Here is a 13,341-nt window from a genome sequence, read left to right as displayed (position 1 = left end):
CAGGTGAGAGGTTACTGACCTCCCACCTTGGGCAGGTATCACTTGGTTCGCGATTCGGCAGCCTTGAATTCGGGTTTCAAAGGGACTTTTACGTACGGATTCACGCAACCGATTTTCAACGTGCGCGGCGGTGCCCAGCGCGAGTTGTTACCGACCCGGTCGAGGATGCAGTAGGTCACGTCCAGCCGCAGGTCTTCGCCCGCTTCGACAATGACCGCCGGTGGCACCCAGACCTGAATCGGCAGCCCGACATCGGCCGCAGTGACTGGCGCCAGATCCATGCGCACATCGCCCCAGCGCAATGTGATGGCGTCGTCTTCTGCCATGTTCAGATAAGGCTCGATAGTCAGCGGCACGCCGCGTTTGATCTGGCTGGGATTCACGCCCTGACGGCGAATCGCTTCGGGGATGGTCACTGGTGCCAGTTGCTGGTTTTCGTCTTCGCACTGCCCAGTGGGCTGGCCACCGGGGCAATCGAGTTTGACCTGCACCCGGGTCGCCGCCGACAGTGCCGGACCCTGGCCGACCTGCATCACGCGGTAGTGAATGCGCGCGGTGCCATTGGTGATGAAACTCTCCGGCACCCGCAGGCTGACCGACTCACCCACATCGTCTGCGCTGAGGACTTTTGACGCGACATAGCGTTTGTTCCAGAACAGTTCGATCAGATCGCCAACGTCCATGTCGCGGTAGGGCGGTACATCGATCAACAGATGGGCCGCTGTCGCCTGGTTGATGCCGGTTTTTTGTGCGCATGCCAGCGTTGGCGCTGCAAGTTCGGGTGTATGCGAAGTGCGGGTCATCGGTTTCTCTCCTTGAAGTCTTGCAGCGAAATCCGTTTCTGGAAAAAAGGCGCGAATCAACTGGCAATAAAAGCGACAAGTATCTGCTCGGTATTAGTGCGGGTTGTTTGAACTAAGGGGCGCCGGTTGCCGACTAGATAAAAGTCTACGGAGAGGGGTGTCAATAGAGGGGGTTAGTTAATGCGTAAATTACAAGTTAATCAGAAAACTCCTACGTCATCGAGGCACTAAGCCTAGGTGTAAGCGCGAAATCAGCTACAGATAAACGGCAATTGCGCAGGGTTTTGTGCGGGTTTGTTCGCAGGCAAGCGTATGGAAATATGACGATTCGAAGATGCGCGTAACCGTTGCGCAATATATATCTACGCTCGCAAGTAACAAATGTAGAGAAGATTGAAATGCCGGGAGAGAGGTAACTTCCATCCGTGGAAGTGGAGGGGTATTGCTGAGAAAGTTGTCAGGCGTGATTCAGGAACTTGCTGAGAAACTGTTTGGTGCGTTCTTCTTTCGGGTTGGCAAATAGTGCCTTGGCTTCACCCTGTTCAACAATTACGCCCTTGTCGAAAAACACCACGCGATTGGCCACGTCACGGGCGAAGCCCATTTCGTGGGTGACAATCACCATGGTGCGATTTTCTTCGGCAAGACCGCGAATGGTTGCCAGCACTTCACCGACCAGTTCCGGGTCGAGCGCTGAAGTCGGTTCGTCGAACAGAATCACTTCCGGCTCCATCGCCAGCGCCCGGGCAATCGCCACGCGCTGTTGCTGGCCACCGGAGAGACGGCGCGGATAGGCGTCCTCTTTGCCGGCAAGCCCCACTTTGGTCAACAGCTTTTTACCCAAAGCAACTGCCTGGTCGCGCGGCATCTTCTTGACTACGATCGGGCCTTCGATGACGTTTTCCAGGGCGGTGCGATGGGGAAACAGGTTGAAGTTCTGGAACACGAAGCCGACGTGCTGGCGCAGGTTGCGCACCAGACTTTGCTGCTGGTTCAGCGGGCGGCTGGTATCGATTTCGATATCGCCGACCTTGATCCGGCCGCTGGTGGGTTCTTCGAGGAAATTCAGGCAACGCAGGAACGTCGTTTTCCCCGAGCCGCTGGGGCCGATGACCGCGACGACTTCGCCTTCCTTTACCTCAAGGTCGATGCCGTTGAGCACGACCTGACCCTTGAATTGCTTGGTCAGTTTTTCCACGACAATCATCGCGTCAGGACTCCTGGTCGTGCCGATTGACCCGCTCTTCCAACTTGTTCTGCAAGTGCGAAAGCACCGTGGCCAGAATCCAGTAGATCAGCGCGGCGGCAAGATACATGGTGAAGACTTCGAAAGTCCGGGCGGTAATCAGCTGCGCCTGACGGAACAGCTCCGGCACCTGAATGGTCGCGGCCAGCGCCGTGTCCTTGACCAGCGAAATGAAGCTGTTGCCCAGCGGCGGTAATGCCGTGCGCATCGCTTGCGGCAGGATGGCCCGGCGCAGGGTCTGCGCGCGGGTCATGCCGATACTCGCAGCGGCTTCCCACTGACCGCGTTCGATCGAACCGATCGCGGCACGCAGGATTTCACAGGCGTAGGCGGCCATGTTCAGCGAGAAACCGATCAGTGCTGCCGGCAGCGGATCAAGCTCCATGCCCAGTTGCGGCAAGCCGTAATAGATCACGAACAGCTGCACCAGCAACGGCGTGCCGCGAAAGAACGACACGTAGATGCGGGCCAGCCAACTGACCGATTTGAAGCGCGACAGACGCATCAGCGCGAGGCCGAAGCCCAGCAGCAGACCGAAGAACATCCCGCCGAGGCTGAGGACTACCGTGTAGTACGCGCCCTTCAACAGAAAGGGCGCGGAATCCAGCGCGAGTTGGAAAGCCTCTTCCATTATTTAGTGACGTCTGCGTTGAAGTATTTCTTCGACAGTTTCTCGAGAGTGCCGTCAGCACGCAGTTCGTCGAGCGCCTTGTTCACCGCAGCGAGCAGTTCCGGCTCGCCTTTGCGCAGGGCGATACCGGATTCCTGACGCGAGAAGGCCTCACCGGCTGCGACGGTTTTCGGGGCTTTCTTGGCGTATTCGAGGGCAGCCAGACGGTCGATCAGGATGGCATCGGTACGACCGTTGTTGAGGTCGGCGAACTTGGTCGGATCATCGTCGTAGGTGCGCACGTCAGCACCCGGCACGTTGGCGCGAACCCACTGCTCGTAGTTGGTGCCCAAGCCGACACCGACTTTCTTGCCGGACAGGTCAGCGGCAGTCTTGATGTTCAGCGCCGACTCTTTGCTTTTCAGCACGAGGGCCTGGATGCCGGACACGGTGTAGGGTTCGGAGAAGTCATACTTCTTCTTGCGCTCGTCGGAGATGGTCACTTGGTTGACCACCAGATCCAGACGCTTGGATTCCAGCGCGGCGAGGATGCCGTCCCATTTGGTCGGCTGGATCTTGGCCTTGACGCCGAGCTTTTGCGCCAGCGCTTCGGACAGCTCGACTTCGAAACCGGACAGCTTGCCGTTCTCGTCGACGTAGCTGAACGGTGGGTAAGTGCCTTCCAGGCCGACGTTGAGCACGCCTTTGTCCTTGATCTGTTGCAACTGCTCACCGGCCACTGCCTGACCGATCAGGCCAGCGCTGAGCGCAAGACCCAGCGAACCGACCAGCAGAGTGCGACGTAGTGCGGAAAAATTCATGACAAGCCCCTGTGTTTTCTTATGGAAGACGCTTAAGGAATGTAGGCAAATTGGTGATTTGAACGACAGCGCTATCCTGCCTTAAAGCAGCTTAAGCGTCTCGCCCGAAATTCGCCTGCGGCGAGACTATAAGATGTCTGTTTTAGACTTGAAAATACTAGATTGTGTTTCTTTTAGGGTTTTTTGGAATATGCGTCCGTTCAGTTGTGGCGAGGGGATTTATCCCCGTTCGACTGCACAACAGTTGCAAAGTCCTGCGACGTGTACTCACTTGCGAAGGCAAGGGGCCGCTCCACGACCCAACGGGGATAAATCCCCTCGCCACAGGTATCTGCAATCTGCAGTGATCATCTTGTCAGAAAATCCTTGTAGGCAAACAACGCCGGCGCGCCGCCGGTGTGCAGGAAGATGATCGGGCCGTCATCGAAGCGCTGCCGGCCGATCCCGTCGAGCAGACCGGCCATGGCCTTGCCGGTGTAGACCGGGTCAAGCAACAGACCTTCCTGTGCGGCCAACAGTTTCACCGCCGCCAGCGTTCCGGCATTCGGCTCGCCATAACGCGGGGCGAAATATTCGTCCCACAGCTCGACCTTGAAGCTGGCCGGCAACTCGACGCCCAGCAGCTCTGCCGTGCGTTCGGCCAAACCCTGCACCTTCGGGCGCTGATCTTCTTCACTGCGCGAAACGGTCACGCCGATCACCGGCAGTTGCGGCAGCGCCTGACTCAGCGCCAGCCCCAGACCACTGTGGGTCCCGGCACTGCCCGACGCCAGCAACACAGCGGCGAAATCGAGGCCGCTGTCCTTGATCTGCTCAGCCAGCTCCAGCCCAGCGCGCACATAACCCAGAGCACCAAGGGCGTTGGAGCCGCCGATCGGCACCAGATACGGCTTCTTGCCGTTGCTGCGCAGGCGCACGGCCAGTGCGGCCAGTTGTTCGTCGGCATTATCGAGGTTGTCGACCAGTTCGACCTTGGTGTCGAACAGATCGAGCAGCAAGCGGTTGCCGTTGCCGGTGTAATTTCCGTCATCGGTGCCCAGCGGATTTTCCAGCAGCGCCACACAACCGAGGCCGAGTTTCGCCGCCAGCGCGGCGGTTTGGCGCACGTGGTTCGATTGCAGCGCACCGGCCGTGATCAGCGTGTCAGCACCTTGCGCGAGCGCGTCGGCGGCGAGGTATTCGAGTTTGCGCAGCTTGTTACCACCCATCGCCAGCGGCGTCAGGTCATCGCGCTTGATGTACACCTCGCGACCGAGCCAGGTGGACAGGCGTTCGAGTTTTTCCAGCGGCGTGGGGTGGCTCAGCAGTTCGAGACGGGGGAAGCGTTGCAGCTGTTGTTTGATCATGGGTCCGTACTGGCGCAGAAGAATGAAAGGACTATAGGCACGCGTTTTTGCCCGGGCAACCGCCAATTGCTTATAGCCAAATGGACTGAGGCCAGCACTATCGGTTCTTAATTCGTCGGCAAAGGCATGCCGTAAAGTAGGCGCCGATGACGCGGCCAGACAGTCCGGCCGCCCGTGAGGAGTCTTTACCGTGAGCGAGCGTTCCAGCCATTGGCAATTGCAGACCATCGTCAGCCAGCTGCGCAGCGCGCGGGATCAGTGGCGCGCACTGAATGGCCGGGCTTCAGGGGAGCAGGGCGGCCGCGAATTGCCATCGCGAGCGGCGATGGCGGAAATCCTCGAGGCGCTGTGTGGCGCGCTGTTCCCGATGCGTCTGGGGCCGGTCGATCTGCGTGAAGAAAGTGAAGATTTCTACGTCGGCCACACGCTTGATGTAGCGCTGAATGCCTTGCTGGCGCAGACGCGCCTGGAGTTGCGTTACGTTGCCCGCCACAGCGCGCAGGACGACAGTGAAGTCGAGACCCGCGCCATTCAGATCGTGCAGGATTTCGCCTTGGCTTTGCCGGGCCTGCGCACGCTGCTCGACACCGATGTGCTGGCGGCCTATCACGGCGACCCGGCGGCACGCAGCGTTGATGAAGTGCTGCTGTGCTATCCGGGCATTCTCGCTGTGATTCACCATCGCCTCGCGCACCATTTATACCGTGCCGGGCTGCCGCTGCTGGCGCGGATCAGCGCGGAGATCGCCCATTCGGCGACGGGCATCGATATCCACCCGGGCGCGCAGATCGGCCGCAGCTTCTTCATCGATCACGGCACCGGTGTGGTGATTGGCGAAACCGCGATCATTGGTGAGCGAGTGCGCATTTATCAGGCAGTGACCCTGGGGGCCAAGCGCTTCCCGGCAGATGAGGACGGCCAGTTGCAGAAGGGCCATCCGCGTCATCCCATCGTTGAGGATGACGTAGTGATATATGCCGGGGCGACGATTCTCGGACGGATCACCATCGGCAAGGGCTCGACCATTGGCGGCAACGTCTGGCTGACGCGCAGCGTGCCGGCGGGGGCGAATCTGACGCAGGCGAATCTGCAGCATGATGACGGGACGCAGAAGTAGGTGTTGAGTCTGTGTTGTTGTATCGGGTCTCTTCGCGAGCAGGCTCGCTCCCACATTGGAATGCGTTTCATATGTGGGAGCGAGCCTGCTCGCGAAAGATTTCAGGCTGGATCGAAGTAATGGCCTTCAGCCAATTCATCAGTGAACGAATCCCTCCAAACCCGCGTCATACCCCTCTTTGGGCGCTGTAGGAAACCTACCGCCCAGCCCTGCGATTAGTCCTTACCACCCCATTCATGTTTAACTTGAACGTTCATTCAAGTTAAACCGGTGGTTCGCTGCCCGCTCACAACAGGAGGCTTGCCTTTGCTGAGTCCGATCATTTCAGCCACGTTTCAACCCTTCGAGGTGCACGTTTCATGAGTGCATCGTCTACCCCCGCCAGCGGTCTGGTACGCATGAATCCGCCGGTGTTCTACTTCGCCGCGACGGTCATTCTGCTGTTTGGTCTTGTCGTCATCGCCATCCCCGAACAGGCCGGCGCCTGGTTGCTGGAAGCGCAGAACTGGGCGGCCAACACGGTCGGCTGGTACTACATGCTCGCGATGACCCTGTATCTGGTCTTCGTGGTGGTCACCGCCTTATCCGGCTACGGCAAGATAAAACTCGGTGCCGACCACGACGAGCCCGAATTCAGTTACCTGTCCTGGGCCGGCATGCTGTTCGCCGCCGGGATCAGCATCACGCTGTTTTTCTTCTGCGTCTCCGAACCGCTGACCCATATGCTCCAGCCACCGCAAGGCGACGCGGGCACGGCGGATGCGGCGCGCCAGGCGATGCAGATTCTGTTTCTGCACTGGGGCCTGCATGGTTGGGGCGTGTTCGCCTTCGTCGGCATGGCACTGGCCTATTTCGCTTATCGGCACAATCTGCCGCTGGCCCTGCGTTCGGCGCTGTATCCGCTGATCGGCAAACGCATCAACGGCCCGATCGGCTATGCGGTGGACGGCTTCGGCATCATCGCCACGGTGTTCGGTCTTGGTGCCGACATGGGCTTCGGCGTGTTGCACCTCAACTCGGGCCTGGATTATCTGTTCGGCATCGCCCACACCCAGTGGATTCAGGTCGGCCTGATCACGCTGATGATGGGCGCGGCGATCATCGTTGCGGTCTCCGGTGTCGATAAAGGCGTGCGGGTGATGTCCGACATCAACATGCTGCTGGCCTGCGGGCTGCTGCTGTTCGTGTTGTTTGCCGGGCCGACACAGCACCTGCTCAACACGCTGATCCAGAACGTCGGCGACTACCTCGGCGCCCTGCCGATGAAGAGTTTCGACCTCTACGCCTACGACAAACCGAGTGACTGGCTGGGTGGCTGGACCGTGTTCTACTGGGCCTGGTGGATTGCATGGTCGCCGTTCGTGGGCCTGTTCATCGCGCGGATCTCCCGTGGCCGCACTATCCGTGAATTCGTCTTCGGCGTGCTGTTGATCCCGCTCGGTTTCACCCTGGCGTGGATGTCGATCTTCGGCAACAGCGCCTTGGACCAGGTGCTCAATCACGGCATGAGTGCGCTGGGCATGTCGGCCATCGACAATCCGTCGATGAGCATTTATCTGCTGCTGGAAACCTACCCGTGGAGCAAGACGGTCATTGCCGTGACGGTGTTTATCAGCTTCGTGTTCTTCGTGACCTCGGCGGACTCTGGCACCGTGGTCCTCTCGACCCTGTCGGCGAAGGGCGGCAACCCGGATGAAGACGGGCCGAAATGGCTGCGGGTGTTCTGGGGCGCGATGACCGCGCTGATCACCAGTGCGCTGCTGTTCTCCGGCAGCATCGATGCGCTGAAGTCGGCGGTGGTGCTGACCTCATTGCCGTTCTCGTTGATTCTGCTGCTGATGATGTGGGGCCTGCACAAGGCGTTCTATCTGGAATCGCAGAAGCAGATTGCGCAGTTGCATTCGCTGGCGCCGGTCTCCGGTTCGCGGCGTGGCACCGGTGGCTGGCGTCAGCGCCTGAGCCAGGCCGTGCACTTCCCGTCCCGCGACGAGGTGTACCGCTTCATGGAAAGCACAGTGCGCCCGGCAATCGAGGAAGTGACCGCCGTGTTCGTCGAGAAAGGTCTGCACGTCGTCACTCAGCCGGATCCGGCGCATGACAACGTCAGCCTGGAAATCGGTCATGGCGAGCAGCATCCGTTCATCTATCAGGTGCAGATGCGCGGCTATTTCACGCCATCGTTCGCGCGCGGCGGCATGGGTTCCAAGCAACTCAACAATCGCCGCTACTACCGCGCCGAAGTGCACTTGAGCGAGGGCAGTCAGGACTACGATCTGGTCGGCTACACCAAAGAACAGATCATCAACGACATCCTCGACCAGTACGAACGGCACATGCAGTTCCTGCATCTGGTGCGTTGATCCAACGGCTGAGCGCCGAGAGTTTTTTACGCCTCGGCGCTCAGCACTATGAACAGCACCACCGCCGCCACCGGGGCAAGCCCGCTCCCACAGGGTTTTGCGCCGTTCACAGATTTTGTATCCAACACTGAAACCTGTGGGAGCGGGCTTGCCCGCGAAGGGGCCACCTCGGTATGACCTAGAGCATAGCCAATCCAGCCCCCGCCATATTCATCAGATGCTTTCGCGCTCGATCACTTGGCATCGCAGCAGATTCAGCCGCTGCACTTTGTCGCTCGGCAACACGCCAAGGCTTTCCAGCACGCGTGTCGCGGCGAGTACACCGATCTCCAGTGCCGGTGGTTTGATCGTGCTCAGACTGGGCAATAACATCTCGGCAAACGGGTAATCGCCGAAGCCGAGCACGGCGCAGTCTGCGGGGATTTTGATACCCGCGCGCTGTCCGGCGAGGAGACCTCCGGCGGCGAGGTTGTCGTTGGCGAAGATGATCGCGTCGGGGCGTGGTGAGGCGTTCATCAGGGCGTCCATCGCTTGCTTGCCGGCTTCGAACGGCGCGCGGTCGGCGTCCGGGGCGAAAATCCATGGCTCACGTCCTGCTTCACGCACAGTGGCGGCATAACCATCGCGGCGCTCCAGTGCACTGAAGTCGCCCGGCGCACTGTTCTGTACGAAAGCAATGCGTTGGTAGCCTTTCTTGAGCAAATGCCTTGCTGCCGTCACGCCCACTTCGAAGTGCGAAAAGCCAATCTGCATGGGCTCGCGCTCCGGCTGGTAATCCCAGGTTTCGATGACCGGAATATCGGCCTCGGCGAGCATCTTCTCGGTGCCTTCGCTATGGAAGTGGCTGGTCAGCACCAGGGCTGCCGGCGACCAGCCGAGAAAGGCGCGCACGGCATTTTCTTCCTGCTCGATATCGAAATAACTCGACGCCAGCAACAGTTGATAACCGTGACGACTGAGGGTATCGCTGAAGCCCTGGATCGTGTTGGCGAAGATCGGCCCGGAGATGTTCGGAATGACCATGCCGACGATTTTCCCCCGCGCCGAGGCCAGACCACCCGCGACCAGATTAGGCACATAACCGAGCTCGGCGACCACCGCCGCAATGCGCTCGCGCCGCTCAGGCGAAACCTGCTCGGGCTGATTGAAATACCGCGACACGGTAATCGCCGACACCCCGGCTGCACGCGCCACGGCGTTCAGCGTCACACGTCCGGCGCCCCGGCGTTTACGCGGCTTTTCAACGTTCAAGACTCGATCCTTTCTAAAAACCAAATCGCATATAAAAGTAATTTTTCAGTATTGGACGCTCTATAGCCAGATCGCCAATATTCGCGATGTTAGCGCTAACAATGCGTGTTGTCTGCTACTCGCTCGAGCGAATGCCCACGACAGATTCAGGCGCTGTCGTCACAGAACGGCAGCGGTTCAGGGCCATTTTCGAGCGAACATCTATGCGTAATTTTCTTGGGGCATTACACACACTGACGCAGTCGATTCGCGCGGCGGGCTGGATTTTTACCGGGCTGGCGGCGCTGCCGCTGCCCACGGCGTTTGCCGCTGACAGCAGCGATCAGGAACCGACGCTGAAATCCGTCACGGTGACCGCGACTCGCCGCGAAGAGTCACTGCAAAAAGTACCGGTGGCGGTTTCCGTGCTCGACGGCGAACAGCTCGAACGCGACAACCGCAACGGCGTGGCGAGCATCGTTCAGCAAGTGCCGTCGCTGAATTTCCGCACCGGCGCCTCGAACAAGGACACCTCGTTATTCGTGCGCGGCGTCGGCACCATTTCCACCTCGCCCGGCGTCGAGCCGACCGTCGCCACGGTCATCGACGGCGTGGTGTATGCGCGTCCCGGCCAGGCCACGCTGGATCTGCTCGATCTGGAGCGCGTCGAAGTGCTGCGCGGCCCGCAAGGCACGCTGTTCGGCAAGAACGCCTCGGCCGGTGTACTCAACATCACCAGCAAAGCACCGACCGTCGAGACCCACGGCTATATCGATCAGGCGTTCTATAGCGGCAACGAAAGCCGCAGCCGTTTCGGCCTTGGCGGCAGTCTGATTCCGGACACGCTGAAGGGCTCGATCAGCACGCTGTTCGGCAGTTACGACGGCAATGTCGACAACCAGCACAACGGCCACGAGGTCAACGGTTACAACCATCGCGGCGTGCGCGGCAAACTCGAATTCACTCCGAATGACGACATCACCTTCACCCTGATCGCTGACTACATGCAGTCCCACGACGACGCGCCCAATGGCGTCGTCAGCCAAGCGTTGACGCCGGCCTTCGGCAACGCGCTGAGTCCGGTGAATGCGACCAGCCACAATCGCGACGTCAACACCGACACCCGCTCTCACATCGAGGACATCAACAAAGGCCTGTCCGGCCAGCTCGACTGGCAACTGGGTGATTTCACGCTGACGTCGATCACCGCGTGGCGCGGCTGGGACAACACCCAGTATCAGGATGGTGATCGCCTCGGCACCGTGACGGCGGCGTTCCCCGGCACCGCCGACAAGGGCGATCTGGCCTTCGACCAGTATTCGCAAGAGCTGCGGCTGGCCTCACCGAAGGGCGAGTTTCTCGAGTACGTCGGCGGCCTGTTCTACATGCACGGCAAGGACGACGAGACCTATCAGCGCACCCTCACGACCACCACACGCACCGACCGTGGCGTTGCCGATTACAGCACCACCAGCGACAGCTACGCGGTGTTTGGTGAGAGCACGCTGAACTTCACTTCGCACTTTCGCGGCATCGCCGGCCTGCGCTACACCCACGATGATCTGGAATACGATCACCGTCGCGTTTCAACATCAGCAACCACCGTCAGCGGCATTCAACCGGCGGCCAGCAGCTCAGGTTCGGTGGACGAAGATGGCTGGTCCGGTCGCCTCGGTTTGCAGTACGACCTGAGCGATACCGTCACCACGTACCTGACCTATTCGCGCGGTTACAAAGGCCCGGCGTACAACGTGTTTTTCAACATGCAGCCGCGCGACACCGAAGCGCTGAAACCGGAGACCTCCAACACCTGGGAAGCGGGGATCAAAGCCACCTCCTGGAACAACCGCCTGACCACCAACCTGGCGATCTTCCACAGCGAGTACGACAACTATCAGGCGAACTTTTTCGACACCGTCGCCGGGCAAGTGGTGACGCGTTTGATCAACGCCGGCAGCGTCACCAGCGAAGGCGTCGAACTGGATTACGCCCTGCAGGCCACCCAGCAATTGAAGTTCTCCGGCGCACTGGCCTACACCCGCGCACGCATCGACGAATTCGCTTGCCCGGCCGGCGCGGCGGCGTCGTGCAACGTCAACGGCAAACCGTTGCCATTCAGCCCGGCCTGGAAAAGCTACGTGCGCGCTGACTACACAATTCCGCTGGACAACGGTCTCGATATCGAACTCGGCACCGACTACAGCTGGCAAAGCGAAGTGCAGTACGACATCAGCCAGAACCCAGATACCAAACAGGGCGCTTTCGGGCTGTGGAACGCCAGCGTCGCCCTGGCCGATTACAGCAATGGCTGGCGCGTCGCGCTGCTCGGCAAGAATCTCGCCGACAAGTCCTATTCGCCGTTGCTGGCCAGTGGCGGTAGCTACATCTATCGCGCCGTGCCTCGCGATGACGAGCGCTACTTCGGCGTGCAATTGCGCAAGGATTTCTGAGATGAGCAGACAGATGAAACTCGGTGCATTTCTCATGGCCACCGGGCATCACGTGGCGGCGTGGCGGCACCCCGATGTGCCTGCGGATGCGGGGCTGGATTTCGCCCACTACAAACGTCTGGCGCAGATCGCCGAAGCGGCAAAGTTCGATGCGCTGTTTGTCGCCGACAGCGTCGCCGCACCGACCGAAGATATCGCCAGCCGCATGGCGCGCTCCGATCACTTCGAGCCGCTGACCTTGCTCTCGGCACTGAGCGCGGTGACCGAGCACATCGGCCTGATCGCCACGGCCACCACCAGTTACAACGAGCCGTACCACGTGGCGCGCAAGTTCGCCTCGCTCGATCACTTATCGGGCGGACGGGCCGGGTGGAATCTGGTGACTTCGGACAACGCCGCCGAGGCGCTTAATTTCGGCCGCGACGCACACATCGGCCATGCCGAACGCTACAGCCGCGCCCGTGAATTTCATCAGGTGGTCACCGGGCTCTGGGACAGTTGGGAAGACGATGCCTTCCACCGCGACAAGGCCAGCGGCGCCTATTACCACCCGCACAAGCTGCATGTGCTCGATCATGTCGGTGAACATTTCCGTGTCAAAGGCCCGCTGAACGTCGCGCGCTCGCCGCAGGGGCAACCGGTGATCGTCCAGGCCGGTTCTTCCGAAGCCGGGCGCGAACTGGCGGCGCAAACGGCGGAAGTGGTGTTCACCGCGCAGACTTCGCTGGCCGCCGCACAGTCGTTTTACGCTGATATCAAGGGACGCTTGGCCAAGTTCGGGCGCAGCACCGATTCGCTGAAAATCATGCCCGGTGTGTTCGTGGTGGTCGCTGCTACCGAGGCTGAAGCGCAGGAAAAGTGTGAAACGTTTCAGCAATTGGTCGAACCCGAGGTGGGCGTCGCGCTGCTTGGGCGTATGCTGGGCAACTTCGATTTATCGAAGTACCCGCTGGACGGGCCGCTGCCGCCATTGCCGCTGACTGACAGCGGTCAGCAGAGCCGACAGAAATTGCTGACCGAGCTGGCCGGGCGGGAGAACCTGACCCTCGCCGAGCTTGGTCGCAGGATCGCTGGCGGGCGGGGGCATCACAGCCTGGTCGGCACGCCGGCACAGATTGCCGATTGCCTGCAGGAGTGGTTCGAGCAAGGCGCGGCGGACGGCTTCAATGTGCTGGTGCCGCACCTGCCGGGTGGGCTCGAAGATTTCGCCAACGGCGTAGTGCCGGAACTGCAACGGCGTGGCTTGTTCAGAACCGAGTATGAAGGGCGCACGTTGCGGCAGAACCTGGGGCTCGCCCGACCTGTAAACCGCTTCGCATGATTGATGGGGCCTTTGTGGTGAGGGGATTCATCCCCGT

Annotated in this window: 10 protein-coding genes; 4 read left to right on the top strand and 6 right to left on the bottom strand. The window is 60.3% G+C overall.

Features of this window, described 5'->3' with window-relative positions; all coding sequences use genetic code 11:
• Nucleotides 1-38: 38 nt before the first annotated feature.
• From OQK_RS09655 to OQK_RS09635, 5 genes are all read right to left on the bottom strand, one after another.
• Nucleotides 39-803, bottom strand: coding sequence for a hypothetical protein (locus OQK_RS09655; protein ID WP_016772202.1), 765 nt, complete (start codon nt 801-803; stop codon nt 39-41).
• Between the two features lie 457 nt (nt 804-1,260).
• Nucleotides 1,261-2,010: an L-cystine ABC transporter ATP-binding protein TcyN gene (gene tcyN / locus OQK_RS09650; RefSeq protein WP_016772201.1), complete on the bottom strand. Its 750-nt coding sequence runs from the start codon at nt 2,008-2,010 to the stop codon at nt 1,261-1,263.
• A 4-nt stretch (nt 2,011-2,014) separates the two neighbouring features.
• Complete coding sequence (gene tcyL, locus OQK_RS09645; RefSeq protein ID WP_016772200.1) at nt 2,015-2,680, bottom strand: cystine ABC transporter permease; 666 nt, start codon at nt 2,678-2,680, stop codon at nt 2,015-2,017.
• A complete protein-coding gene (tcyJ, locus tag OQK_RS09640) occupies nt 2,680-3,480 on the bottom strand; it encodes a cystine ABC transporter substrate-binding protein (RefSeq protein WP_016772199.1) in 801 nt (266 codons plus the stop codon). Before tcyJ ends, tcyL begins: the two co-directional genes overlap by 1 nt.
• A 347-nt stretch (nt 3,481-3,827) precedes the next feature.
• Nucleotides 3,828-4,826 carry a D-cysteine desulfhydrase gene (locus tag OQK_RS09635; RefSeq protein WP_016772198.1) on the bottom strand — a complete coding sequence of 333 codons (999 nt, stop codon included), beginning with the start codon at nt 4,824-4,826 and terminating at the stop codon, nt 3,828-3,830.
• A gap of 190 nt (nt 4,827-5,016) precedes the next feature.
• Between OQK_RS09635 and epsC the strand changes: the two genes are divergently transcribed.
• Nucleotides 5,017-5,943, top strand: coding sequence for a serine O-acetyltransferase EpsC (gene epsC, locus OQK_RS09630; RefSeq protein ID WP_016772197.1), 927 nt, complete (start codon nt 5,017-5,019; stop codon nt 5,941-5,943).
• A 398-nt stretch (nt 5,944-6,341) separates the two neighbouring features.
• Nucleotides 6,342-8,303 (top strand): choline transporter BetT, encoded by a 1,962-nt coding sequence (gene betT / locus OQK_RS09625; RefSeq protein ID WP_167333564.1) that lies wholly within the window; start codon nt 6,342-6,344, stop codon nt 8,301-8,303.
• A gap of 213 nt (nt 8,304-8,516) precedes the next feature.
• On the opposite strand, the gene OQK_RS09620 is transcribed toward betT, so the two are convergent.
• The gene (locus tag OQK_RS09620; protein ID WP_016772195.1) at nt 8,517-9,554 is read right to left on the bottom strand and encodes a LacI family DNA-binding transcriptional regulator; all 1,038 of its coding nucleotides are present in this window, start codon (nt 9,552-9,554) and stop codon (nt 8,517-8,519) included.
• A gap of 203 nt (nt 9,555-9,757) precedes the next feature.
• Here OQK_RS09620 and OQK_RS09615 point away from each other — a divergent pair, with 203 nt between their 5' ends.
• Both OQK_RS09615 and OQK_RS09610 read left to right on the top strand, forming a co-directional pair.
• Complete coding sequence (locus OQK_RS09615) at nt 9,758-11,983, top strand: TonB-dependent receptor (protein ID WP_016772194.1); 2,226 nt, start codon at nt 9,758-9,760, stop codon at nt 11,981-11,983.
• Nucleotide 11,984: 1 nt separating this feature from the next.
• Nucleotides 11,985-13,304, top strand: a complete 1,320-nt coding sequence (locus OQK_RS09610) for an LLM class flavin-dependent oxidoreductase (protein ID WP_016772193.1) — start codon at nt 11,985-11,987, stop codon at nt 13,302-13,304.
• Nucleotides 13,305-13,341 lie beyond the last annotated feature (37 nt).

It is taken from the genome of Pseudomonas sp. R62 (assembly GCF_000257605.1).
Lineage (GTDB): Bacteria > Pseudomonadota > Gammaproteobacteria > Pseudomonadales > Pseudomonadaceae > Aquipseudomonas > Aquipseudomonas atacamensis.
This window is presented reverse-complemented; position numbering and strand designations above follow the sequence as displayed.